The 24,525-nt window shown below is 62.5% G+C and carries 19 protein-coding genes; 11 read left to right on the top strand and 8 right to left on the bottom strand.

What is annotated here, in order from left to right:
• Nucleotides 1-29 precede the first annotated feature (29 nt).
• From AC3WSN_RS14505 to AC3WSN_RS14475, 7 genes are all read right to left on the bottom strand, one after another.
• Nucleotides 30-311 (bottom strand): MSMEG_0570 family nitrogen starvation response protein, encoded by a 282-nt coding sequence (locus AC3WSN_RS14505; RefSeq protein WP_492538794.1) that lies wholly within the window; start codon nt 309-311, stop codon nt 30-32.
• Nucleotides 304-1,479: an MSMEG_0565 family glycosyltransferase gene (locus AC3WSN_RS14500; protein WP_492538792.1), complete on the bottom strand. Its 1,176-nt coding sequence runs from the start codon at nt 1,477-1,479 to the stop codon at nt 304-306. The genes AC3WSN_RS14505 and AC3WSN_RS14500 overlap by 8 nt, the downstream gene beginning before the upstream one ends.
• The gene (locus tag AC3WSN_RS14495) at nt 1,476-2,471 is read right to left on the bottom strand and encodes a sll0787 family AIR synthase-like protein (protein WP_492538790.1); all 996 of its coding nucleotides are present in this window, start codon (nt 2,469-2,471) and stop codon (nt 1,476-1,478) included. The genes AC3WSN_RS14500 and AC3WSN_RS14495 overlap by 4 nt, the downstream gene beginning before the upstream one ends.
• Entirely contained in the window at nt 2,471-3,016 is a 546-nt protein-coding gene (locus AC3WSN_RS14490; RefSeq protein WP_492538788.1) for an MSMEG_0567/Sll0786 family nitrogen starvation N-acetyltransferase, read from the bottom strand. The genes AC3WSN_RS14495 and AC3WSN_RS14490 overlap by 1 nt, the downstream gene beginning before the upstream one ends.
• Nucleotides 3,013-4,116, bottom strand: a complete 1,104-nt coding sequence (locus AC3WSN_RS14485; protein WP_492543118.1) for an MSMEG_0568 family radical SAM protein — start codon at nt 4,114-4,116, stop codon at nt 3,013-3,015. The genes AC3WSN_RS14490 and AC3WSN_RS14485 overlap by 4 nt, the downstream gene beginning before the upstream one ends.
• The gene (locus tag AC3WSN_RS14480; protein ID WP_492538786.1) at nt 4,070-5,146 is read right to left on the bottom strand and encodes a Nit6803 family nitrilase; all 1,077 of its coding nucleotides are present in this window, start codon (nt 5,144-5,146) and stop codon (nt 4,070-4,072) included. Before AC3WSN_RS14480 ends, AC3WSN_RS14485 begins: the two co-directional genes overlap by 47 nt.
• Nucleotides 5,147-5,208: 62 nt before the next feature.
• Nucleotides 5,209-5,691: an MSMEG_0572/Sll0783 family nitrogen starvation response protein gene (locus tag AC3WSN_RS14475; RefSeq protein ID WP_142582002.1), complete on the bottom strand. Its 483-nt coding sequence runs from the start codon at nt 5,689-5,691 to the stop codon at nt 5,209-5,211.
• A gap of 361 nt (nt 5,692-6,052) precedes the next feature.
• Here AC3WSN_RS14475 and AC3WSN_RS14470 point away from each other — a divergent pair, with 361 nt between their 5' ends.
• The 3 genes from AC3WSN_RS14470 (at nt 6,053) to AC3WSN_RS14460 (ending at nt 12,057) form a co-directional block, all read left to right on the top strand.
• Nucleotides 6,053-7,492 carry an aminotransferase-like domain-containing protein gene (locus AC3WSN_RS14470; RefSeq protein ID WP_492538784.1) on the top strand — a complete coding sequence of 480 codons (1,440 nt, stop codon included), beginning with the start codon at nt 6,053-6,055 and terminating at the stop codon, nt 7,490-7,492.
• Between the two features lie 817 nt (nt 7,493-8,309).
• Nucleotides 8,310-10,490 carry a TonB-dependent siderophore receptor gene (locus AC3WSN_RS14465; RefSeq protein ID WP_492538782.1) on the top strand — a complete coding sequence of 727 codons (2,181 nt, stop codon included), beginning with the start codon at nt 8,310-8,312 and terminating at the stop codon, nt 10,488-10,490.
• A gap of 10 nt (nt 10,491-10,500) precedes the next feature.
• Nucleotides 10,501-12,057, top strand: a complete 1,557-nt coding sequence (locus tag AC3WSN_RS14460; protein WP_492538780.1) for a PepSY-associated TM helix domain-containing protein — start codon at nt 10,501-10,503, stop codon at nt 12,055-12,057.
• A gap of 238 nt (nt 12,058-12,295) precedes the next feature.
• Here the strand turns inward: AC3WSN_RS14460 and AC3WSN_RS14455 are convergent.
• A protein-coding gene (locus AC3WSN_RS14455) for an IS630 family transposase (RefSeq protein WP_492538778.1) occupies nt 12,296-13,239 on the bottom strand; the annotation gives its coding sequence in 2 pieces (ribosomal slippage) (nt 12,296-12,897 and nt 12,897-13,239; 945 coding nt in all).
• Between the two features lie 705 nt (nt 13,240-13,944).
• Here AC3WSN_RS14455 and AC3WSN_RS14450 point away from each other — a divergent pair.
• The 8 genes from AC3WSN_RS14450 (at nt 13,945) to AC3WSN_RS14415 (ending at nt 24,322) form a co-directional block, all read left to right on the top strand.
• Nucleotides 13,945-14,622: a sugar transferase gene (locus tag AC3WSN_RS14450; RefSeq protein ID WP_492538776.1), complete on the top strand. Its 678-nt coding sequence runs from the start codon at nt 13,945-13,947 to the stop codon at nt 14,620-14,622.
• Nucleotides 14,623-14,707: 85 nt separating this feature from the next.
• Entirely contained in the window at nt 14,708-15,622 is a 915-nt protein-coding gene (locus AC3WSN_RS14445) for a WecB/TagA/CpsF family glycosyltransferase (RefSeq protein WP_492538774.1), read from the top strand.
• A 544-nt stretch (nt 15,623-16,166) separates the two neighbouring features.
• Nucleotides 16,167-17,270: a glycosyltransferase family 4 protein gene (locus tag AC3WSN_RS14440; RefSeq protein ID WP_492538772.1), complete on the top strand. Its 1,104-nt coding sequence runs from the start codon at nt 16,167-16,169 to the stop codon at nt 17,268-17,270.
• Between the two features lie 313 nt (nt 17,271-17,583).
• Complete coding sequence (locus tag AC3WSN_RS14435) at nt 17,584-18,936, top strand: GumC family protein (RefSeq protein ID WP_492538770.1); 1,353 nt, start codon at nt 17,584-17,586, stop codon at nt 18,934-18,936.
• Nucleotides 18,937-19,197: 261 nt separating this feature from the next.
• A complete protein-coding gene (locus tag AC3WSN_RS14430; protein ID WP_492538768.1) occupies nt 19,198-20,529 on the top strand; it encodes an O-antigen ligase family protein in 1,332 nt (443 codons plus the stop codon).
• The gene (locus AC3WSN_RS14425; protein WP_492538766.1) at nt 20,516-21,832 is read left to right on the top strand and encodes a lipopolysaccharide biosynthesis protein; all 1,317 of its coding nucleotides are present in this window, start codon (nt 20,516-20,518) and stop codon (nt 21,830-21,832) included. The genes AC3WSN_RS14430 and AC3WSN_RS14425 overlap by 14 nt, the downstream gene beginning before the upstream one ends.
• A 27-nt stretch (nt 21,833-21,859) precedes the next feature.
• Nucleotides 21,860-22,876 (top strand): glycosyltransferase family 2 protein, encoded by a 1,017-nt coding sequence (locus AC3WSN_RS14420; protein ID WP_492538764.1) that lies wholly within the window; start codon nt 21,860-21,862, stop codon nt 22,874-22,876.
• A gap of 651 nt (nt 22,877-23,527) precedes the next feature.
• A complete protein-coding gene (locus AC3WSN_RS14415; protein WP_492538762.1) occupies nt 23,528-24,322 on the top strand; it encodes a hypothetical protein in 795 nt (264 codons plus the stop codon).
• The last annotated feature ends 203 nt before the right edge of the window (nt 24,323-24,525 follow it).

Below are 24,525 nucleotides of genomic sequence, written 5' to 3'. Positions count from 1 at the left end.
TCCGTGAGAGTCCGTAAGGGGGCGTCGGCTCAGGGTTCGAAGGACTCGACGGTGACTTGGCCACCGGGCTCCTGCCGTTTCGCGGCGGCCTCGATGCGAGCGAGCTGGTCCAGCGCGGAGGAGCAGGCGAAGCCGTACTTCTCGCGAACCCGCTCGCTCGCGATGTTCAGGGCCGCCCGGGTCTTCGTGACGAACTCGTCGAGGGCGTAGCTCTCGCCGGGCGTGAGGAAGTCCTTCACGACGAGGGAGGGCGAGTAGCAGGCCTCGCGGCGTCCGTCGGGCCAGCGAACGTGGAAGTGCATCTCAGGCATGGATCGGCTCCTGTCGGACGCGGGCACAGGCCGCGTAGGCGTCGAGGTGGCGCTCGGCGCAGCCGCGCCAGGAATGGGCGGCGGCGCGCGAGAGGCCGGTCGCCTGCAGGCGCGTGCGGATATCCGGCACCAAGGCCGCCGCCATGGCCTGGGCGATGTCCTCGGGGTCGGCCGGGTCGACGAACAGCGCGTCCGTCGGCTCCAGGTATTCGGTGAAGGGCGGCTGCCGTGAGACGAGGGCCGGCGTGCCGCAGGCCATAGCCTCCAGCACGCACAGGCCGAAGCCCTCCTTCCAGGAAGGAAAAGCCAGCAGATCCGCAGCCCGGTAGAGCGCCGGCATGTCGGCCTGAAGGACGGGGCCGGTCTCGATCACCGGTAGGCCCGGGCCAACGTCCAGGCCGGCGGAGACCAGCGCCGCCTGACACCGCGCACGGTAGGCGGCGTGATCGAGGAGCGAGGCGCCTCCGACGACGACGAGCTGCGCGTGAGGGTGGCAACCCCGCAGCCGGGCGAAGGCCTCGATGATGCCGACCGTGTTCTTGCGCTCCTCGAAGCCGCCGACGGCGAGGATCACTGGCCCGTCGCCAAGGCCCCAGCGCTCCCGCACGACCGCGTCTGCCTCGGTCGGCTCGCCGCGATAGACCGATAGGTCGACCCCGTTCCCGACGATCCAGGCCTCGGCGCCGGTCTCGTCCTTGATCCAGTCGGCCCAGAGGCGGCTGACGCTGAGTAGGCGGGTGGCCTCGCGGATCGAGCGGTTCTGCCACGCCGCGAGCTGCGGGTCCGCGAAGCTGTCGACGTGGTGGACGGTGCGGGCGAAACCCGGGATCAGGCGCCTATGCCTCAGGGTCGCGAGCGCGTTGCCGCCAATGCCGTCATGGGCGTGGAAGACATCGAAGTCGCAGGCTGCCGATGTCGAGAAATGGCGCAGGTAGTCGTGGATGCGGGTCCGGACGAGATCGACCGTCGCGCCGCCGACCGGCTCGGCCGCCACCGCCACGGTGGGGCAGGCCGCGGCCCGGAAGAAGCCGCGGCGGGACGGATCAGGGGCGTGGACCACCGCTTCGTGGCCGAGTGCGCACAGGGCCTCTGCCAGGGACAGGCAGTGCGCGACGCCGCCCCGCGGGTTCGTCGAGTGGGTCAGGATGGCGATGCGCAGGCCCGTCACGCTGCGGCCTCCGCTTCATCCTGGCCGCAGCCCATGAGCGGGCTGGCCTGGAAGTCCCAGACCAAAGCGTCGTCGCCCGTTGCGCCACGGACCCGGGCGACCCGGCTCGCGTCGAGGCGCCCGATCCGGGCGGCGGCGATGCCGCGCTCGGCGAAGCGCGCGGTGACGGCCGGCGTGCGGTCCGGACGCACGCTGACGAGGTAGCCGAAGCTTGGGAAGGCGGTAAGCCAGCGTGCGAGCGGGACGCGGTCCGGGCGCGGGATCGCATCGAGGTCGATGACGGCGCCGACGCCCGAGCATTCGAGCAGCATCAGGGCCGTGCCGACAACGCCCGCCATGCTGATGTCCTTGGCCGCACAGGCCAGACCATCCTCGGCGAGCCCCGGCAGGAGCGCTAGGTCGCCGCGCAGCCGCGCCCCCGGCGCGCCAGTGGAAGCGTCCCAGTAGGGGTGCGGATCCCGGAAGCGTCCGCGCAGGTCGATGGCCGCGACGAGGTCATCGCCCGGCTTCGCGTCGAAGCTCGTCAGGAGGCGCGGGCCCGCCCGGCCCAGCACGGCGACTGCGAGGTTGCCGCAGGATGCGCGGGTGTTGGTGTGTCCGCCCACCACGGGCACGCCGTAGAGCGCGGCCGCGTCGGACAGGCCGGCGAGGATCGGGTCCGCCCCCGCTGGGTCCCGGCTCCAAAGCGCGTCGACCACCGCGAGCGGGCGCCCGCCCATGGCGGCCACGTCGCTGAGGTTGACCATGATCCCGCAATACCCGGCGAAGTACGGGTCGGCCGAGACGAAGCTGTCGAGAAAGCCCTCGATGGCGAACAGCAGATGGCCGTCGCCGTCCGGAATGGCGGCGCAGTCGTCGCCGACCGGAACCGCGGCGTGCCGGCTTCCCAGACCCAACCGGGCCACCACGGCGTCGATGTCGCGCTTGTGCGCGACGCCGCGGGCGTCTCGGATCTGGCGGGCCAGCGCCTGGATGTCGACGGCGTCCGTCATCACGCGGCCTTGCGGAAGGTGACGAGCCCGTGCTCCGGGTCGTGCATCGGCGGGTATGCCGCGAGGTCCGCCTGCATCAGGTGATGCGACCGCCCGTGCAGGTCGACGGCGTCGAGGCTTGCCCAGTGCAGGGCCTGGAACAGCGGCACGTTCCGCTCCTGCACGTGGGCGAGGAAGCGCGTGCAGCCGCGGGCATGGGCCGAGGAGACCGCGACCTGGATAAGCCCGGCGCCGAGCGCGGCCGTGCCGCGGAAGGCCGTGGCGACGGCGAGGCGCGAGCCCCACCACTCGCCGGGACGCTCGGCCGCCTCGTGGATGCGCACGGTGCCGACGACGGCGTCGGCATCGCCGCCCAGCGTCGAGAGTGCGCAGATCGGTATGGCATGCGCGTCGATCGCGTCGCGGTCGTCGTCCGCGAAGATGCCCTGCTCCGCGCAGAAGACCTGGCGGCGCAGGGCCGCGCAGGCGCGCCTCTCCCAGCCACTCGTGGCGAACTTCACGCGGAAATGGCTCGGCCGATAGGGCGCGACGGGTTCGAGGATCATGCCGCCACCCCCGCTCGCTCGTAGGTGGACAGCGCCGAGCAGGCGCCGCATCGGCCGCAGCCGGCCTTGATGTCGGTCGAGCGCAGGTTCGCGCCGGCCAGCATGTCGGCGAGCGGCTTCAGAACGGCGTGCATGAAGTCGGGGCCAGGGGCCGGATGGCTCTCCAGCGGCGTGCCGGAGATCGGCACGAAGGGCACCACGAACGGGTAGACGCCCATGCCGATCAGGCGCTCGGCCATCGCCAGGATGGCCTCCGAAGGGTCGCCCAGACCGGCCAGGATGTAAGTCGAGACCTGGCCGCGCCCGAAGACCGGAACGGCGGCTTCGAAGGCCGCATAGTACCGCTCCAGAGGCACCGACGCCTTGCCGGGCATGATCCTGGCCCGCACCTCCGGCGTGACCGCCTCCAAGTGCATGCCTAGCGCGTCGATGCCCGACGCCTTCATCCGCTCGAACCAGCGGTCGTCGTCGGGCGGCTCGCACTGGGCCTGGATCGGCAGGTCCACCGCAGCCTTCACGGCGAAGGCGCTCTCGCAGAGCACGGCGGCGCCCCGGTCGGTGGCGTTCGGGGTGCCGGTCGTCATGACCATGTGCTTGACGCCGTCGAGGAGCACGGCGGCGCGGGCGACCTCGGCCAGCTGCTCCGGCGACTTGTGGGCAACGGTGCGACCCGCCGACAGGGACTGGCCGATGGAGCAGAACTGGCAGGTCTTGGCCCGGCTCGCGTAGCGGATACAAGTCTGCAGCACCGTGGTGGCGAGAACGTCCCGGCCGTGCAGCACGGCGATCTTCGAGTAGGGCACGCCGTCGAAGGTCGAGAGCGCGTAGAAGCGCGGTTTGCCCGGGAAGGTCGCCTGCCCGATCACCACGCCGTCGTGCTCGATCACCGCGACGCCGTCCGCGTCCGGGCGACGCACGAGAAACGGCGAGTCGAAGGCGGTCTCGGTATGGACCGGGACCATCACGGTGCGGCCCGCGATGGTCATCGCCTTGTGGTCCGAGGGGCCGGCGCCGCCGCGGCGGCTCGGGGCTCCGGCCCGGCTGTCGGCGAGCCTAACGCCGTAGGATTGCAACGCGTTGATCAGGCGCTCCGTCGGCATCCCGATCAGCCCCGACACGACCGGCGGGAAGGAGGGTTCGTTCGTCAGAAGCGGGCTGGTGCTCATGGTCGAAGCTCCGGGAATCGGACGGTGAACGGACCGGCTGGTGCACGAACGAGGCCGGGCGGTCGTCGTGGAGGAGGCTGAGGAGCTCGGGGCGCGCGTAGTGGCCGACCGAGTCCATCATCCGCTTGCGCTTGGTCACCAGCGCCATGTCCATGTCGGCGATCAAAATGCCTTCGCCGGGCCCGAGCGGCTCGGCGAGGTGCTTGCCCTCGGGCGAGACGATGGCGGTGCAGTTGCCGCCGCGGCAGGCGCCGCGCAGGCGCTCGTCCGGGCAGACCTGCGCCACCTGCTCGTCGGTGAGCCAGCCGGTGGCGTTGACCACGAAGCAGGCCGCCTCCAGGGCGTGGTGGCGGATCGTCACCTCCATCTGGTCGGCGAAGATCTGGCCGACCAGCGAGCCCGGGAACTGCGCGGCGTGGATCTCCTCGTGGCGCGCCATGAGGGCGTAGCGGGCGAGGGGGTTGTAGTGCTCCCAGCAGGCCAGCGCGCCGACGCGACCGACGGCCGTCTCGACGACGTCGAGGCCGGCGCCGTCGCCCTGACCCCAAATCATGCGCTCGTGGTAGGTCGGCGTGATCTTGCGCCGCTTCAGCTTCAGGCTGCCGTCCGCGTCGAAGATCAGCTGCGCGTTGTAGAGCGAGCCGTGGTCGCGCTCGTTGACGCCGAGCACGATCACGGCGCTGTGCCGCCGCGCCGCCGCCGCGATTGCCTTGGTCAGCGGGCCCGGGACGGTCGGGGCGCGCTCGTAGAGCTTGAGGTGCTCGGCCCCCTGCATCGCGGGCGGGAGGACGAAGGAAAAGTAGGGGTAGTAGGGCACGAGGGTCTCGGGGAAGACCATGAAGCGCGCGCCCTTGGCGGCGGCCTCGTCGATGGCGTTGAGCACGCGCTCCAGCGTGCCCTCCGGCCGGTCGAGGTCCGGCGCGATCTGGACGGCGGCGGCCCGCACGATCCGCGTCTCTGACATGGATGATCCTCCGGCTGAGACGGCGGCCGCGTCGCGCGGCCGCCGGATGCGCTGCGCGGGTGTCAGACGGTCCAGGTGTCGATGATCACCGCGTTGTCGCGCTTGTGCAGGAGGATGCAGTCGAGCACGTCGAGGGGGTTGATCATGCGAATGCCCTCGATGAAGGCCGCCTCGCCGTGGCCGTAGAGCGCCTGCGTCGAGAACCGGCAGGCGTAGACCTTGCCGCCTTCGGCCATGAACTTCTCAAGCTGATTGTTGAAGTTGAGGTGGCCCGGGAAGGCCTCGTCGCCGAGCCGCGGAAAGCCGCGCTGGACGCCGAGCGTGATGCCGGGGCCGTAGAGCAGGATGGAGGTGTCGAAGCCCTTGCGCTGCAGGCGGGTGGCCTGGAGCAGATTGACGAGGCCGATGGAGCCTTCGAAGGCGACGGTGTGGAAGGTCACCAGCGCCTTCTGGCCCGGCTCGGCCTTCACGTCCTCGAAGACCTTCTCCTCGTAGTCGACCAGGACATCGCCCTTCTTGTGGGGTTCGCGGTTCACGGCAGGCATTGCTCACGCTCCTTGAAGGATGAGACCGCGGCGGGCAGGACTGCGAGCGGTCATGGGATCTTCATGGCAAGCGGTGTGCCAAGACCCTATCATTCAATGTGCCGGTCAATGTGCTGGAATAATATGCATACAATTATGCGATCAATGATCGGAATGCGTTATCGCGTATCAGTCTAGATAGAGCTCGTTCCAGAAGCAACAACTGCGCATTCCGTCGCCATGATATGCACGTTTGAAGCACAGTAATTGTTGGCATTGTATGGACCACACAATCGTCGCCCCCTGACCATCATGCGGTATGACGCTTGCTAGCCATACAATCGAGTATTGATCGCATGTTGATGGTGCAGGCGCGGAGCAGATGAAGGTGACGAAGAGAGGAGGGACGATGAGCCCTCAGGGCGTCGTGGCCGGGGGCTGGACGCCGGACCTGAAGCGCTGGGGCAAGCCGCACTACCTAGCCATTGTGGAGGCTCTGGCGGATGACATTCAGACAGGGCGCCTGACGCCTGGTACGCGCTTGCCCACCCAGCGCGCCCTTGCCGAGGCGCTCAACCTGAACTTCACGACGGTGTCCCGCGGCTATGTCGAGGCGCATAAGCGTGGCCTGATCGAGGGGCGCGTCGGGCAGGGCACCTTCGTGGTCGATCCAGCACTCTCTGCCCGTTCGGGCAGTGCCGTCGGCGCACCACGTGTCGGGCCCATCGATTTCACCATGAACCTGCCGCCCGAGCCCGACGTCCCGGCTCTGCGGGCGCGCATGCAGGCCTCGTTCGCGGAGCTGTCCGGCGACCTCGCCAACCTGCTGCGCTACCAGGGCTTCGGCGGAACCATCGATGACAAGGAAGCGGCGCTGCGCTGGCTGAAGGGACGCGGGGTCGACACGACGCGGGAGCGCCTCCTGATCTGCCCCGGTGCGCACAGCGCCCTGTTCAGCGTGCTGGGTCAGGTCGCCCGGTCGGGTGACGCCATCTGCGCCGAGCGCATCACCTATCCGGGCATTCGCGCGCTCGCGGCGCATCTGGGGCTGCGCCTCGTCGACCTGCCGATGGACCGGCACGGGGTCGACCCCGACGCCTTCGCGGCCGCCTGCACCAAGGTCGGGCCGAAAGCCATCTACCTGAACCCACTTCTGCAGAATCCGACCACCGCGACGCTGCCGCGCACGCGGCGCGAGGCCATCATCGCAGTGGCCCGGCGCTATGCCGTCAGCATCATCGAGGACGATGCCTACGCGCGCATCTGCCCGGCACCGCCGCCGAGCTTCGCCGAATTGGCCCCCGAGATCACCTACTACGTAGCAGGGGTGGCCAAGTGCCTGGGCGCCGGGCTTCGACTGGCGTTCTTGGTCGCCCCGAGCGCGCGAGCGACACTTCCGCTCGCGGGTGCGCTTCGCGCCGCGACCGTCATGGCCTCGCCGATCTCGACGGCGCTGACGACGCGCTGGATCACGGACGGCACGGCGGACGCCATCGTGCAGTTCGTCCGCGAGGAATCGGCTGCGCGACAACGCATCGTGGCGTCGCTGCTCCCAGCCGCGACCTACACCGCCGACCCGCACGGCTTCCACGTTTGGATCACGCTGCCGGAGGGCTGGACGCGCTCGGCTTTTGCGAGCCAAGGCCGGTCGGCAGGGCTCGGCGTGGTCGGCAGCGACCCTTTCTGCGTGGCGGGGCCGCCGCCGGAAGCCGTGCGCCTCTGCCTGGGCGGTCCTTCGACCCGGCAGCAGATCACGCACGGTCTGGAAGTGCTCGCCCACGCGCTGGAAGGCTCGCCGGCTCTCGCCTCTACCTACATCTGAGAAACCCGGCACTCACGCCGGTTGTCCCGGTACGGGGACGCCATCGCGTGAAGCTGAACGCATGGTTCGACTTGTGCATAATCCGAACCGACATTCCAGCTGTTGCCGACCAAGGTTCGAACGGGGTTGCGTTCTGCCGTTCACGCAGTTCCCCGCGAGCGGCCGCTTTCCCCTGCACTCGCTCGGAAGCGGACTGGCAGCTTTCGGCCAGACTACGTCATGCCGTATCGTCAACTTGCGCTGAACCGGCAGTTCGGCTTTGCGCCCATTTCAGCCATTCAAGCCACCTCGGGCGCTTTCCAAGAGCAGACATTGAGCTTGTCGTTTGATCGGCTGTTCCCTTTGAACAAGGCGCTTCTACGGGATGGGGAAGAGCCTACTCAGCTCGGCAGGTTCGGCTGAGCCCGGGCATCCAACCCACGCCGGTCTCCCTCATCGTCATCTCTACAACTGCCAGGTTCCAGACGCACGGTGCTGGATCAGTGCGTTGAAGCACCCGACGCCGATGATCTGAAACCCTCATTCTCATTAGAGAAATGCCAGAGTACATTCCGAAATAATGTGTCTCATGTAGCACACACCGATCACGGATCCGTGATAGCTGAGTCATGCTCGCGATCGCGTAGGACGATCCTGGTTTAGAGTCGGTGTAATGTCGAACTATAGTGCTGCGACAGTGATCCGCCGCGCGGCGTACTTCTTGCGGAATTCATCGCCCGTTAGTCTATTATCAGCAACGTCTGTTCTCGCTTTTTGCTCGCCGTCCTTCGCTCAAACCGCCCCCGCTACGGACGTTGAACTTTCCGAACTCAGCGTCATGGGAGAGGCGAGTGGGCGCACCCTGAACAACGATCTCTATGGGCGCGGCGGCCCGAATGGACCGGTGCCTGGATATGTCGCCAGTCGCAGCACGGTCGGCACGAAGACCGACACACCCATCCTGGAGACAGCGCAGTCGGTTTCCGTCATCGGGCGCAAGCAGATCGAGGATCAGAACGCGCTGACCATCAACCAGGCGCTGCGCTACACTCCGAGCGTCACCACCGAGCAGCGGGGCGGCGCCGGCTCGACGCGCCTGGAACAGTTCTCCATCCGCGGCTTCACCGCCCCGATCCTTCTCGACAACATGGCGCTGCCGACCAGCCGCGACGCCTTCCCCACCGTCGATCCCTACCGCTTGGAGCGCGTCGACATCATCAAGGGACCGGCCTCGGTCCTCTACGGGCAGTCCGGTCCGGGCGGCATCGTCAACCTCGTCTCAAAGGTCCCGCAATTCGTCCGCCATGGCGAGATCTTCGTCCAGGGCGGCGGCTTCAGCGAGGTGCGCGGCGGCTTCGACGTCGGCGGCCCGATCGAGTCCGACATCCCAGGGCTGGCCGACCAGTTCGCCTACCGGGTCATCGGCCTCGGCTGGAACGGCGACGGGCCGGCCGCGACCACGAAGATCGAGCGCGCCTTCATCAACCCGAGCATCACATGGCGGCCGTCCACCGACACCTCGCTCACGATCATCGCCAACTACCAGCGCGATCCGTTCTCGGGCTTCTACGGCGGCTTCCCCGCCGTCGGCACGGTGTTCCCGCGCAACTTCGGCAACGGCATCTTCGGACGGCTGCCGGTGAACTTCTATGACGGCGACCGCAACATCGAGCGCTCCGACCGCACACAGGCCTCCATCGAGTACCTGTTCGACCACCGTATCACCGAGAACCTGCGCTTCCACTCGGCTGGCCGCTACCTGCGCTCGAAAGGCGACTACCGCAGCGTGTTCACGACCTTCGGCGACGTCAACGGCCCGTACACGAGCGGCCCGATCATCGGCCGCTCGGTCGGCGGCACCCAGGTCGACATCGAAGCCTACACGATGGACAACAACTTCGTCGCCAACTTCGACACCGGCCCGATCGCCCACACGGCCCTGCTCGGCGTGGATCACCGGACCTTCAGCACGCGGTCCGTCACCGGGCCGTTCCCGGCGACGACGAGCCTGAACGCGCTCGCGCCCGATCATGACCTACCGATCAACTTCCCGGCCTTCACGGCGACCTCGCGGATCGGCGCGCAGCAGACCGGCGTCTACTTCCAGGATCAGGCGAAGCTCGACGGCTTCATCCTGACGCTCGGAGGCCGCTACGACACCGCCCGGCAGACCGGCCCGACCCGCACCTTCTCGCCGACGAACAGCCTGGCCATCCAGGACGTGCCGGCCGAAGCCTTCACCGGCCGTGCCAGCCTGCTCTACCTGTTCGACAGCGGCGTCGCCCCGTACGTCTCCTACAGCGAGGCCTTCGAGCCGATCGTCAACGGCCGCATCTTCGACCGGGCTCTCGGCTCGGCTGGCCGCATCCCGGACCCGATCGCCAGCAACCAGTACGAGGCCGGCATCAAGTACCAGCCCCCCGGCACCGACATCCTGCTGACCACCGCGTTCTTCGACATCCGCCGCTCGAACGCGACCACCACCGACCCGGTCAATCCGGGCTTCGTCGTGCAGACCGGAGAGGTCGGCGTGCAAGGCGTCGAGTTCGAGGCGCGGGCCAACATCGCCGAGGGCCTCAACCTGATCGGCGGCTTCTCGCTCCTCGATATTCGGAACGTCCGCGATACCGGCTTCACCACGAACGACCTGACCCGCCGGCCAGTGCCGCTTCAGGGCCTTCGCCCGGTGCAGGTGCCGGACACGACGGCCTCGCTGTTCGTCGACTACCGCTTCACCGAGGGCCCGCTGCTCGGCCTCGGTCTCGGCGGCGGCGTGCGCTATCTCGGGCCGTCCTGGGGCGATCCGGCCAACACCTTCCAGGTGCCCGAGAGCGTGCTGGTCGACGCCGTCGCCTCCTACGACATGAAGTACCTCGATCCGCGGCTGGCTGGCCTCACCGCGCAGCTCAACGTGCAGAACCTGCTCGATGAGCGCTACGTGACCGGCTGCCTGACCTATTCCGGCTGCTACTACGGCCTGCCGCGCACGGTCTACGCGACCCTGCGCTACCGCTGGTGAGGTGCGCGCCGTGGGCAGGACCTTCCGGCAGTCGATGGCGTGGCTTCATGCCTGGTCCGGCCTCGTCGTCGGCTGGGTCTTGTTCGCGGTCTTCGTGACGGGCACGGCGAGCTACTACCGGACCGAGATATCGCAGTGGATGCGGCCCGAACTCCGTTACAATCGGACGTTCGGGCCGGCGGATCTCGCGGCGGCGGCCGAGCGCGGCACCGCTTACCTGCAGGCGCAGGCGGGCGGTGCGCGGACGTGGTTCATCACCCTGCCTCGAAGCGAGAGGCCGGTGCTGGAGCTGTTCTGGCGGACGGGGCCGGGCCGCCCGCCTGGGCACGTCCTGCTGGATCCCGATACGGGCGCGCCAGCCATCATGCGCGCGACACGCGGCGGTGACTTCCTCTACCGCTTCCACTTCGAGTTGAACCTGCCGCCGCTCTGGGGCCGGTGGATCGTCGGCGCCTGCGCGATGATCCTGCTGGTGGCGCTGATCTCTGGCGTCGTCACGCACCGGCGCATCTTCGTCGACTTCTTCACCTTCCGCCGGGACAAGTCCGCTCAGCGGGGCTGGCTCGACGCGCACAACGTCACGGGTGTCCTCGCCCTGCCGTTCCACCTGATGATCACCTATACCGGGCTCGCCACGCTCATGGTGATGTACGTGCCCTGGGGCGTGAGCACGGCCTATCGCGGCGACAGCCAGCGCTACTTCGCCGAGTCCGGCCAGATCACCGCCCCACGTCCGCCCGCCGGCCGGCCCGGCACGCTGGTCCCCATCGGGCCGTTGGTGGCGCGCGCTCTGGAGATGACCTCGGAGCTCCTGGAGCGGATCACCATCGTCAACCCGAAGGACGCGCAGGCCACGGTGGTGGCGGTGTTCGAGGAGCCGCACGGGCTCTCCCACGAGCACCCGCAGATCGCCTTCGACGGAGTGAAGGGCGACGTCTTGGAGGTCCGCGCGGGCAGCCTGCAACCGGCGACCAAGACCTTCGCCACGATGGTCGGCCTGCACGAGGCGCATTTCGCCGGCCCGGCGCTGCGAATCCTGTTCTTCCTGTGCGGCCTCGCCGGCAGCGCCATGGTCGCCACCGGTCTACTGCTCTGGTCGGCGGCGCGCCTGCCCAAAAGGAATACGTCCCGGAGCCTCGGCCTACGGCTCGTCCAGGGCCTGAACGTCGCGACGATTGCCGGGCTGCCGGCGGCGCTCGCAGGGTACTTCCTGGCCAACCGGCTCCTGCCCGCCGCGCTGTCGGACCGGGCCGAGTGGGAGATCCGGGCGTTCTTCGCAGTGTGGCTCCTCGTCGCCCTGTCGGGCTTCCTGCGCCCACACCGCCGCGTTTGGACCGAGACGCTGATGGTGGCGGCCGGGCTGTTCGGAGCTGTCGCATTTGCGGACCTTGGGCGTAGCGCCGCGCTCCAGCTCAATGGCGAGGCGCATGTCGATCCGGTCTTTCTCGCCTTCGACGGCGCGATGCTGGTCCTCGCAGCGCTGATCCTGTTCGCCACGCGCAACATCGCCCGCTTCAATGGGACATCCCGCCGCCTGTCGGTGAAGGCGGCCGAGATCTCGATTTAGCGCGGCTCAGACAAGGGCGCTGTGCCGAAACAAGGCTGGCCTCGCGCCAAGAGCGGACCTTCGACTTTGCGCCCATCCCGGCCATTCAGATCGCTTCGACAAAGTCTCGTAAGCGGACACTACTGGCTACGATCTGACACTCGCAAAGACAAATTATGGAGCGCGCGTTGGTTAAGACGGGGCTTTGAGGAAGCGTGCTCCGCGCCGGTAGGTCAGGTACCGCTAGAGCGTTTTAAATTTAATCTGGCTCATATCCTGCGGCTGCGAAGAAGTTGGCACATTCGTCAGGTGTGATGGTGTCGATGAGCTGGCCGATGGCTGTCCATAATCCCTCGACAGTGCGCTCGTCGGACTTGCGCAGCAGCGCCTTGGGCTTGGAGAAGGCCATTTCGATCGGGTTGAAGTCGGGCGAGTTGGGCGGGAGGAAGAGCAGCCGCGCGCCGGCCGCCTCGATAGCCGCGCGCACGGCCGGCCCTTTATGGCTGCCGAGGTTGTCCATCACGACGGTGTCGCCGGGAGTGAGCTCGGGCACCAGCACCCGCTCGACGTAAGTCTGGAAGGCGTCGCGGTTGATCGGCCCGTCCAGCACGAACGGCACCGCGAGACCCGACCGGCGCAGGCCTGCCACGAAGGTTGTGGTCTTCCAATGACCGTGCGGCACGCCCGAACGAAGCCGTTCGCCGCGCGGGGCACGCCCGCGGGTGCGGGCCATGTTGGTCGAGGTCCAAGTCTCGTCGAGGAACACGAGGCGGGCGGGGTCGAGGTCGGGCTGGTCCTGGAACCACGCCTCGCGGGCGGCCTTCACGTCCGGGCGGTCCTGCTCCGTGGCGTGAGCTGTCATTTTTTGTACGTCAGGCCGCGCGCGTCGAGGAATCTCCACAGCGTGCCCAGCCCGACCGGGATAGCGCGCTCCTCCCGCAGGCGGACCCGCATCTCCTCCAGGGTGATGTCCTCCCACTCTGCGATCAGGGCGCGCGGGAACGCCTCGTGCGGATCGAGTTTGGAGCGGCGTGCCCGACCTTGCGGACGGGCCGCCACCGTCCCGGTCGTGGCCAGCGCCGCCATCCAGCGGATCGCGGTCGCAGCCCCCACCCCGAAGCGCTTGGCCGCTTGCCGGCTCGAGGTCGCGCCTGCGGCGTCCACCACCCGCTCACGCAGATCCTGGCTGTAGGGTCGGCCCATGACGTGCTCCTCACAGGAAGCGCGCAATGAATCAACCCAAATGCCCTGCGTGAACCCCAACGGTCCGACTCAGCTCATTCCGAAATCGCTCTAGAGACACCGCAACGCGACACGCATGCGCTGAGCAAAGTTAAACCAACAGAACCACGTGCACCGCCGCCCAGAGTAGCCAAGCTGCGAACCCGTGAGCCGCCAGCCGTGCTCAAAGTCGAAGATCTCGACGTGGCTGCCGACGATGGCCACGTTCCCCGGTTACGGAAGACGAACGGCGGCAGCTTTGTGACGCCCATTAGGTCGGCGCGCAGGGCGCGGCCTAAAACGCGTTCTTCTTTGCTGAGCGACTTGAGCTAGGCCGGGCAGAGGCCGCCCGCCCTCTTCTACACAGAGCGCGGTATCGCCGAGCTCGCAAACGAACGTGGCCCCAATCACCGACAGATCGGATGCCATGGGCCTCTGACCCAACGATCCGGCGTGATCCCAAAATAGATATTTCCTCCTACCCTTAATCGCGCCGAATGAGCGGCTATCCCATGTAAATTTATTGTAACGGCAATGTACGACTTTGTAACAAACACCGACCAGAACAGGGGTGCGCCATCTTCAAAAAAAGGCTAACACCAGACTTGACGACTGAATTAAAAATCCCTTAACCAGTAATCAGATCGCGACGACTGCAAAAGCAGTGCGCGCCCTGGGGGATAGGCAATGAGCGATTCTGCCTACGTAGCGGACTATTGCCGATCGCATCCCTCAATCCCCAAAATCGATTCAATTGAGTCGCATAGGTCGGCATTTTTCGAAATAATTAAGATTTGCGCAGACCGCAGTCTAGCCTCGATCGCGCTCATATTGCTCGCTCCGGTACTCACGGCCGTAGCAATTGCCGTTTATCTTCAGTCTGGAGGAGTCGTGCTGTTCCGGCAGACCAGGACCGGCTTCATGGGGCGGCCATTCCACATTTATAAATTCTGCACCATGACCGTCCAAGAGAACGGGGCAGTAATCCAACAGGCGACCTCTGATGACAAGCGTGTAACACCAATTGGACGTATTTTAAGAAAGACAAGCATCGATGAATTGCCTCAGTTGCTGAACGTGCTCCGAGGCGAAATGTCATTTGTGGGCCCTAGACCTCACGCTTTAGCCCACGATATCTACTATCGTAACGAAGTTCCTAACTACGAGTCACGTTTCATTGTCCGTCCAGGGCTGACCGGCTGGGCGCAAGTCAACGGCCAAAGAGGCCCGACACCAGATGTCACAGATATGCAGCGCCGCGTCGAATTTGATCTTTGGTACGTCAAACATTGGACGCCGCTCCTCGACCTGAAGATTATTGGTATGACCCTCATACATGAAATCATACGGCCGTCGGGCGTCTAGGTCGTGGTCAACGGACCATATGCTTTCCGAAACTGAAGGTGACGGCCCTGCCGTGGACCAACACGGCCTATGAAGGGGGGACGACATGAATTCTGGCCAGCCGAGCCATAAAACGTCGCGCACTGAAGAGCGATTACGTACGGAAACGAGCCACATCGAAGGCGCCCCCGCCGCGCCCCACCGATTCAGCTTGCTCGATCTCCCGATCGACCCAATTCGGAAGGACGACCTGCTTTCCTACATCGTGCGGTCGATCGACAATAGAGCCAAGCTCACAGTCGCAAGCGTTAATCTGCACGGTCTGTATTGCGCTCTCCGAACCCCCAACATGCGAGCGCTCTGGAGTGACAAGCGCACCATTGTGCACATCGATGGTATGCCGATCGTCTGGATCGCCAAGGCAATGGGCCAGCCTGTGACACGCTCTTCGAGGCTGGGGCACATCGACCTGCTACCCAGCCTGTTTCGAGAGCTCGCGAAAAGACAAAGACGAGTACTGTACGTTGGATCTGAAAAGCACACACTACAAGCCGGCATGGCCAAAATACGCCATATGGAGCCCGAGCTCAACATACGATGCTATGATGGATATTTCGATCTAAATGACCGACGGCCCGGTTCGCCTCAGTCGACTATACTCGACGCCATCCGTGACTGGCGGCCGGACCTCCTTCTTGTGGGAATGGGCATGCCCCGCCAAGAGGAATGGATTCGTCAGGTACGCGACGAAATCGACGTGCCGGTCGTAATGCCATGCGGCGGATTTTTTGATCTTCTATCGGGCGAGCAGCCAATCATTCCCCGCTGGGTAGGGCAGATTGGCTTCGAAGGGGTCATCCGCCTCATCCGGAGCCCGCGGCGCCTGTCCTTTAGATACTGCATTGAGCCTCTGTGGATCATCACCTACGCCCTCTCTCGATGGGCCCGCAGTTATCAAGAAGATCGTAGGAAGCGCACTCTTGGCGCACCGCAAGCGCGCGAACAGGGCGGTCTCCAATGACGTTATCGGCCGGACGATTGCGCGCGCCGGTCCAATCGTCCATTCTGTTAAAGGCAGGCGTATCAAGTTGAGCGATGACCAAACAGCGACATCTCAGCTTGGCTCCGAGGCGCGGGAAAGACTGCACTGCGCATTACCTTGTGGTCTATGCACCAAAGCGGCTTTTAGTCCGTGCCACTGCTCTGCCGCCGTTCTCCACAATCGTGACCCAGGCGGCCTTTAGCTTTGGAATCGGAGCGGCCGGCACACTGAGCCGCACGCTAGGACCCGGCATTCGCAAGTTCCGGCACGCCGACTTAGACTCTAATCGGTCGGTTGTCGGCGAGGACGGAAACACAAAATCTGTGCTCAGCGAGACGGTTGGCGTTATCGGAGCAAAGATAGGTATCCAATGGCCGCGCAGCGGCAAATCAGTCACCGCAATTGCGCGCGGGGCGAATACGTCCACATCCGTATCGGTAGCGGAATGCGATGCACCGGTTCTCCTGCTAGACTATAGGTCGGATTAGATGCCTCGTTACTGCTCAAGCTGCACGAGACCGCGATGACAACGAAATTGGCCATCGTTACGACCCACGCGTCGGCCGGAGGAACCCGGGAGGTCATAAGCACCCTGTACAACCGTTTTACAAGTTCGGGGTGGGATGTCCGAATAGTATCCTTATACACGGGCGCACAGGGACGTTGTGACACTCCGATCGACGTGCTGATTCCAAAAAAGAATTTAAATCCAGTTGAATATTTGACTGCGACAGCGCGACTCTTCAACTATCTTATTAATCGCCGACCAGACGCTTTGATAACAGTCCTTCCCGCGGCGAATATAATCGGTTCAGTAATTGGATTTTTTATTGGAATTAGACGACGATTTGCCACACAGCACGGGCCGAGCTCAAGCCAACACAGGCTACTGAGGACAATTGATCGGGGCATTGGCACGTTAGGCGGATATACAAAAATCGTATGCGTATCCGACTCCGTCCGGACAAGTTTCGACCGATATCCGCTTCGGTACCGTAACAGGATTAAGGTAATACTCAATGGAATAGGTCCAACTTACCAATCTAGATCTAGGAACGAGCTCCGCGACGCGTTTGGGATACCGCATCATAGTACGCTGTTCGTCATGGTCGGCCGCCTTACCGAGGAGAAGAACGTCCTTCGTGCGGTAGCCGCGATAGCTCGGGTCGAAACTTCCTACCTGCTAATCGTCGGCGATGGCCCAATGGAATACGGTGCGAAGGAACTCGTGAAACAGCATCGCGCGGAAAACAGGATCAAATTCGCAGGCGCTGTTGACAGGCAATTTGCAATCGATTGCATGTACGCTGCAGACGTGTTTTATCAACCCAGTAATTTCGAGGGTCGGAGCATCGCCCTCCTCGAAGCAATTCAAATCGGGATGGCCGTATTGGTCAGCGACGTCCGCGGTCAGGTGGAGGTGCTGGAAATGCCAAGCGGTGGCGAGCTGGCAGGCGCAATCTGTGAGCCTGATGATGTCGAGAGTATTGAGCGCCAAGTCCGCGCGCTTACCAACCACCCAGCCACACGCAAGAAATTTCGCTCTCTTGCCTTGCAACTACGCGCGAGTTGCGCCGACTCCGAAACCATGGCCCGCCAATATGTCGACATGGTCCGAGCTGCATAGGCCCTGAATGAGTGTGACTCACCAGCCTGGCCCTCAGGCATGCCTCTGAATAATCTCGACCGCAACGGACTTCCCGCGGCCCGGTAGGGCCGAGGCGCCTGTCGGTCCGTCCGCTTTGCTCATCGGGCGTACCGCACGTCGCCGCTGTCGCGGCGTGCGGTACGCAACATAGTCTGAACGGCAGTCCCAGTTGGTGCCATCCCTATCCGGCGGTCAACCCGCCAATGAAAGCGACGTCATGTTAACGCAGTCTCATGAGCAGCCTGACGTCTGGTGGGTATGTTCAACGCTTTGGAGGCGGAAGCTGGCCTTTTTGGCGGTTTACGCGTCCGTTATTCTAAGCGCGTTTGCCGCATACCTCATCATAACGCCTGTCTATCTAGCTTCGACAACCTTGCTGGTCGGAGTCGGTGGCGCGGAAGGACAAGCTCAGAATCAAGGCACATCGCAAGAAGCGATCAGCTCGTTGGCACGTATCGCTGAGAGCGACGGCGTCATCCGAGCTGCGGTGGAAAGATTCGGTCTCGATCAGTTGAAACTCGCGGGCGGTACGACGCTGCTCCAAGGACTCGGCGGGAGACTGCGCTCTTCCATTTGGCCGCAGCCGTCAGGGACATTTCCAGAGGTGTCAAGCCTTGACTCTGCGGTGGCTCAACTCGCGAACGCGATTTCTGCAAAGGTGGAACCGAATTCTGAGGTGATCCAGATCGCTTTTCGACACACGAGCCCTCAGGTAGCTGCATCCTTCGCCAACGCTCTCGCGCATGCATTTCTTGACCGTCAAAACGAACTTTACGGCAGCCCAGGAGTGGTCGATTTTTTCACGGCGCAGAAAGGCACCTTTGAGGCAGAGGTCGCGCGAACCTCTGCCGCGCTAGAAGCATTCATGACACGCGAGAAGGCCTTTTCTGTTGATGACCAGAGGTCTCTTCTTCTAAAGCGGGAGAGTGACCTTACGGCTGAGCTAGGTGCGACCCGAACGTCGCTTGCGGAAAAAACTGGTCAGAAGCAAGAGCTGGTCTCCGAGCTTCAAAAGCTTAAACCGGTCACACAGTCTCCTTTCGTTGCAAACCTCGTCGAAAGTCTTAGCTTCGATGAGTCGAAAAAAGGCGGATCCCGCGTGCGGGATGACCGACGGGTGCCTGAGGCATCCTTAAATGTAGGCGATCCGCCCCTGCTGATGGTCAAGGTTTATCAAGACAATATGGTTGCCCTCTTTCGTATCAATGCAGAGTTGGCGGGCCTTAAACGGGCGGAGGAGCAACGTCAGGCCGAATTGAAGACCATCGCAAATGACTTAGACCGTTTGGCCCGCAGCGTATCGGAATTCAAAAAACTCAGCAGGGACGTTGCACTTGCCGAATTCAACGCCGACGTATACGCAAAGCGTTCGGTAAACCAAAAGATAGATGGAGAATTGCGTGCCGCAAAGCTATCATCGATCCGGATCATACAACCCGCGCTTGTGCCATTGAGAGCTGTGTTCCCAAGAGGCTCTATCTTCCTTGTCGGAGCGATTGGAGGCGGTCTGTTTCTAGCTATTCTTAGCACGCTGCTGATCGAGGCAGTTGCAAAACGCGCCGCCGTCCGACGGCAACTTGGGCTGAAGGTGAGCAGAGGCATCGGTCGAGAGCAGGCCCTAGGGGCCATCCCTGCCGATGCATAGGGGAGCGCACACACATATACTCTGGACGGCGAACTGTGGGGATCGGTGATGCTAGCAAGTCGCAGATTTACCTGCAGCAAAGGCGTTCCCGACCGCGGCCGAAATCTTGAACGTGCGTGGCAGACGGAACGGATAGAGTTGCCGGAGAAGGTGGCTAATCCTTGGTCGGGCTGAGTAAATCGGCTTGAGGAGGAATGCCCAGCGCGTCCCATGGATCAACATAGCTTCAGTCATACCGGGCCAACAACGGAGAGCATGATCTTGTCCGGCACCTATGTTGACACGGCCCGGAGTCAAAACGGAAGCAGTGCAGCTGGAAGCCAGGCTCTTGCACAAATTTCCGTCTTCCTCTTGGTGCTATTCATCGTCATCGCACGTCATTTGGGGGCGGACAGCGGCGAGGCGTCCGGTGGAGGAAGCGCAGCACGCCAGTTGTGCTACGCTGTCGTCTTCGCTCTCGCGCTCATCGCGTCAAAGATAGCATATGGCCCGAATCGTCTGGCCGTTCTACCGGTCGGAATAACTGCAGCGCTTCTCTGGTGTTGGCTGAGCGTCACATGGGCAATCAACCCGGAGGTGGCTGCGCGCCGTCTACTCCTTACAACCATGTTGATTTGGACGATCTTCGCACTGGTGAGCCTGCTGCCGGCAGAACGCGCCCTGAGAGCAATCCGAGCTGCGATGGCTCTCGTTCTCGTCGCGAATTTCTTCGCAGTGGGCTTGTGGCCGTCCCTCGGAATACACCACTTGGCTGATGGAGGAGATCCAAAATTAGTCGGAGACTGGCGGGGCGCGCTCCTACACAAGAATTTTGCGGGCGCATTCGCTGCGCTTACCATAATCACCTACACATTTGATGCGGCATATGTCACAAAGATTGCGCGATGGGGAGTGCTTGGCGCGTCAGCTTATTTTCTCTACCGTACGGACTCGAAGACTTCTATGGGTATTCTTCTTATTGCCGTGACGGTCGGTTGGGCATTCAAGCTGCATGATCCTCGAAAGGGCGTGATCACCATCATCGTCCTTCTCGCTCTTGCCGCAGCGGCGGTCTTCAATATCTACGTGTTCTGGCCAGGATTATCCGCAGATTATCTTGCCGATAAGGCTGCCCTAACCGGACGCGTTCAGATTTGGCCGATTTTAGTCTCGTACGCGCAACAGCATTTGTTGCTTGGTGCGGGATATGGGTCATTTTGGGATGCCGGACCCGACAGTCCCGTTTTCAGCTACGGAAAGGGATGGGTGCGTGAGGTCGGAAATGGCCACAATGGCTTCCTTGATCTTCTTGTGCAGATTGGGCTTCCTGGCCTCCTGCTCGTCGTCTGGACGGTTGTGCTTTTGCCGCTTGGCCGCCTTCTAACCAGTGTGACGGCACCGCAATCGATTGGCCGTCTGCTCATCGCGCTACTTGTTTTCTGTGTCGGTCATAATCTGACCGAGACGAGTCTGCTCGACCGGGACTCAATCGTAGAGGTGTTCTTGATGCTCACGGTCGCTCTGATTCACTCGGTGACACGCGTGCCCGACGGCACCGCAGGCGCTCCGGTTCCGCCCTTGCCAGATAGCCGACCGTATCATGAAGAGGTCTGAACCAGATCTGCTCGCTAGCACGACGTCCAAGTTGCTTCGCTATGGTTTGGCTACGATTGGACCAATTGGCGTTGCTGCATCACAGTACATCCTGTCCCTTGTCCTTGTTCGCGCCTTGGAACCTGAGGCGTTCGGACGATTCTCGCTGCTGCTGATTTTCTCGCAGTTCGTTTGCGGGATCTGGAGTGCCTTGTTCTGCGCTCCCCTTCCGGCCTTGTTGGCAGAGGCCGGTCGGATGCGCCAACACTGGATGGTTGGTAGCCTTCTCTCGGCGAATGCCGTCCTAGGCATACTCTGCCTCGTGGGCTTTTGGTGGCTCGCTGTCTTGGTCGGCTGTACCAATCAAACAGGTAGCTTGTTCGCTGCGTACGCTGTGCTTGCGCTATTTCGATGGTTTGCAAGGGCTCATGCCTATGCAACCGGAGAGCCGCTAAGAAGCACCGGGTCCGACGCCCTGTACAGCCTGATCCTGCTGGCAGGCACCGGGGTGATAGCGTTCGGCGATCTCGCCTCCGTTGCTTCAGCGTGCACGGCGCTGCTGGTCGGCGCCGGAGTGGGATTGGTACCTTTCGGCCGGCGCTATCTTTCCGACCAGTTCCTGCGGATCTCACGACACGACTTGGCGAAATACGCCGGCGTTTGGCGGGGCCACTCCGGCTGGGCGCTGATAGGGGTCGTAACGACGGAAGCCACCGCGAACCTTCATGCATATCTCGTGGCATTTCTAGTCGGGCCGACTGCCTTCGCGCCAATTGCGGCGAGCGCGCTCGTAATTCGGCCAATCGGCGTTGTCGCTAACGCGCTGACGGAATTTGAACGCCCCCAAATGGCGCGTCAGATCCAGCGGATGGATCTCAAGTCGATTTTACAATCTATCGTTATGTTTCGCTGGGTGCTCATTGCATCATGGTGCGGCGCGGGCATTTTTGCTGGTGTGCTGGCCAGCATCGCGCCTCGCCTTATACAACCGGCGGGGTATGATCCGGCGGCGCTCTGGCTAGGAGTCGTTCTTTGGATGGCGGTTGCCGGAACCAGACTTTTGCGGACGCCCGAGGGCACAGTACTCCAGGCAGCTGGTCGATTTCGCTGGCTTGCCAATGCCAGCATAGTGTCGGCTGTGGCATCCGCGATTGCAGTCCCACTTCTCCTCGGTCTGGGCGGACCAATCTGGTCGATTGCCGGTGTTTTGGTTGGAGAAGTGACGATTGCTGTCTGCATATGGGGCTACGCGCGCCGTTGGCATGGTGAGGCGACCGCCTGCAATGCGAGGCCTGTCCTGTTCACAATTCAATCGACGAGTTGAGACTGTAAGACAAGGAGCAGCTCAGTTATGAGGCTGACGGTCGGAGTAAAAGCGTTCAACGAGGAGTGTCATGTCGGGAACGCTCTCGCGAGTGCGCTACAGGCTGTCAGAATGGTAGGTGGAGAAGTCGTCCTAGCCGATAGCGGTTCCGACGATCGGACCGTGCAGATTGCAGCGGAGTTCCCCGTAAAAATTGTTCAGCTGGCCAACGCTCGCGATCGATGCTGCGGCGCAGGGGCCCAACTCGCCTTCCAGCAAGCTTCTAGCACATATTTTTATCTTATGGATGGAGACATGGTACTTCATCCTGATTTCCTAGCGGACGCGATCGATTTCTTGGAAAACAATCCTGACGTTGCCGCGGTGGGCGGCACTGTGAATGAGAGGAACGTCTCCAATTCGGAGTTCCAAATTCGGCTGAGGGCAAGTAGATCAGAGCGGCATAGGGCCGTCGGCTTTGTCGATCGCTTGGATGGGGGCGGTTTGTACCGTGTTTGTGCAATTCATAGTGTCGGACATTTTGCCGATCGCAATCTGCATGCCTTTGAAGAATTTGACCTGGCTGTTCGCCTGCGCAGTGCGGGATGGAAATTGGCACGGATCGACAAAATTGCGGTCGATCACTTCGGGTACACTATGGGTGGATATAAGCTTCTATGGCGCCGGATGCGGTCGGGATATTCCTGGGCCGGTGGTGAGGTTCTACGGGGTGCGATAGGGAGACGGCATTTCCATGCTGTCATACGCGGGTTAGGCCACATCCGGAATGGATTTGTGGTGATCGCATGGTGGGTACTTGTTGCTCTGTGTATAATTCTGCCGGTTGGGGGCTGGTTCAGATTGATAGCTTTATCGGTCCTGCTGCTCGGGCCGATCGTGTTTCTATCAACACGGCGAGGTGGTCTGAAGTTGGGCATCTATTCGCTCTGTTCCTGGAACGTGAGCGCACTGGGGTTACTTACGGGCCTGTGCAGGCGGCGTGTGCCACCTTCGGAGCCGGTGGCCTTCAAAGTTCTGGCCGCGAACAAGCCGGCTGCAGCCTGACGATGTCGAGTTCAGGGGGCACGACTAGGGTGTCGTTCGGCAACCCCACTAGTCGCTGGGACGAGTTGGCTGTCTTGGAGAGCCCGTGTGTCGGTGTTGGGAAGTTGAGCGACCCTGCAAATGGGCGACGCCCGGCCGAGATTGCCCGATTCAGGGTTGGCTCACGGGTATTGCGAGCTGACCTGCCGCTTCGTTGACGGGGAGGGCTGAAGGCTTTTCGCTCTGCTGCACAGAGTGCCCTCGGATCTTGACGAGGCGGGTAATCTGGGCGGTCGTGGCCATAGTTACCGCTTCGCTCGGGTCACCGGCCAAGGCGGCTATTCACGCAGCAGGCGCCCCGCTCTCACTCTATACGACGTTGCCTAGGACTTAGGTGCCGGATCGGTGTTTCGTGTGCCGAATGAGCCGGTGCGGTTCCAGTCTGGCGCCCCCGCTTACCGTTCGAACGCATACTCACGAAGCGAAATAGTGGACCCGTTAGGAGGCGCTATGACAAGCTCGTCAACGAACTACCTCGCTCTAATCAGTCTCGCTTTTGCGCAGATCTTCCTGCGACTTACAGGACACTCGCGCAGGAGCAGACGCGGCTCAATGCGGCACTGCTCCAAGTATGACTGCAAGCGCCCTATTTCTGAGGCGAGCTTTGGCCTCATGACGCCGGATGCGAAACGGCTCCTGCATGCTGTCATGTTCATAGCTGGGGCCTGTGTGCCTTGGCGGGCAAACGCAACGCCGTTGGTCGAGCTAAGTGACAACGAAGAATTCTCGCGCGGGCCGTATCTCGCGTACATGTCTCCATGGAACAAGGGAAATCTAGTCATAAATAAGGATTATACAGAGTCGATAACGTTGGATCCAACAATTTTCCCGAACGGGACCAAGATCAAATGGGAATGGCCCGCCAAGCCCGCGGAAGGGATCTACAATTTCCTCGCGATCGATTTCGGGAACGAAAATGAGACCACTGTCCAAAAGCCTATACCACCCCGACGCGTGAAAGACATCAAAGACCTTAGCCAGGTATTTGAGCTTACAGCGACTGGCCTATTGAATGGTTTCGACGTCATCAGCGAGTTTTATCTAACAAGGAAGCCGGGTTCGTTCGAAAACAAGCTTTTCGAAATCGAAGTATTTCTTCATACTCCCGCCTATTCATACCAATATGTTAGCGGTGCTACACCAATTGGAAAATATTTCGGATCCGGAATTGATTGGTTTGTCAGTATCGACCATGGCGCACCGAACGGCCCAGACATTTTGTTCATGCCCAGTGATCAGCGTGACGTGCTATCGGGCCATTTAGATTTTAAATCGATGCTTGATTGGTTAGTGAACAAAAAAATCATTTCTGGGAACGAGTATTTCAATGGCATGGCAGTCGGGGTGGAGGTTCGACAAGGAGGCGGGTCTCTATCATACGAAAAACTGGAAATTGTTTACAAATAAATATAAACAGTCTTCGCATCATGAATTCTAGTGTTTCGCGGAACGCTCGTCTCTGTTGCTGATTTCGAGTTTACAACAAAGCGGCGTTTCGGTGTATCGACTGGAGACGACGAACTCACTCTTTCATGATTGTCCATAGCTCGAGGGGGCACCACTGCCTCTCTTTAAAATGGCTCAGCTCAAAAGCGGTGGCCTCGAACGTC

Source organism: Methylobacterium sp. FW102-HT35C08 (assembly GCF_058790235.1).
This window is presented reverse-complemented; position numbering and strand designations above follow the sequence as displayed.

What these genes read in the sequence shown, in the direction of transcription:
- AC3WSN_RS14505 (WP_492538794.1), bottom strand. Translation starts at nt 311, where the DNA reads ATGCCTGAGATGCACTTCCACGTTCGCTGGCCCGACGGACGCCGCGAG.
- AC3WSN_RS14495 (WP_492538790.1), bottom strand. Translation starts at nt 2,471, where the DNA reads ATGACGGACGCCGTCGACATCCAGGCGCTGGCCCGCCAGATCCGAGAC.
- AC3WSN_RS14490 (WP_492538788.1), bottom strand. Translation starts at nt 3,016, where the DNA reads ATGATCCTCGAACCCGTCGCGCCCTATCGGCCGAGCCATTTCCGCGTG.
- AC3WSN_RS14485 (WP_492543118.1), bottom strand. Translation starts at nt 4,116, where the DNA reads ATGCCGACGGAGCGCCTGATCAACGCGTTGCAATCCTACGGCGTTAGG.
- AC3WSN_RS14480 (WP_492538786.1), bottom strand. Translation starts at nt 5,146, where the DNA reads ATGTCAGAGACGCGGATCGTGCGGGCCGCCGCCGTCCAGATCGCGCCG.
- AC3WSN_RS14475 (WP_142582002.1), bottom strand. Translation starts at nt 5,691, where the DNA reads ATGCCTGCCGTGAACCGCGAACCCCACAAGAAGGGCGATGTCCTGGTC.
- AC3WSN_RS14470 (WP_492538784.1), top strand. Translation starts at nt 6,053, where the DNA reads ATGAAGGTGACGAAGAGAGGAGGGACGATGAGCCCTCAGGGCGTCGTG.
- AC3WSN_RS14465 (WP_492538782.1), top strand. Translation starts at nt 8,310, where the DNA reads ATGGGAGAGGCGAGTGGGCGCACCCTGAACAACGATCTCTATGGGCGC.
- AC3WSN_RS14450 (WP_492538776.1), top strand. Translation starts at nt 13,945, where the DNA reads ATGAGCGATTCTGCCTACGTAGCGGACTATTGCCGATCGCATCCCTCA.
- AC3WSN_RS14445 (WP_492538774.1), top strand. Translation starts at nt 14,708, where the DNA reads ATGAATTCTGGCCAGCCGAGCCATAAAACGTCGCGCACTGAAGAGCGA.
- AC3WSN_RS14440 (WP_492538772.1), top strand. Translation starts at nt 16,167, where the DNA reads ATGACAACGAAATTGGCCATCGTTACGACCCACGCGTCGGCCGGAGGA.
- AC3WSN_RS14425 (WP_492538766.1), top strand. Translation starts at nt 20,516, where the DNA reads ATGAAGAGGTCTGAACCAGATCTGCTCGCTAGCACGACGTCCAAGTTG.
- AC3WSN_RS14420 (WP_492538764.1), top strand. Translation starts at nt 21,860, where the DNA reads ATGAGGCTGACGGTCGGAGTAAAAGCGTTCAACGAGGAGTGTCATGTC.
- AC3WSN_RS14415 (WP_492538762.1), top strand. Translation starts at nt 23,528, where the DNA reads ATGACGCCGGATGCGAAACGGCTCCTGCATGCTGTCATGTTCATAGCT.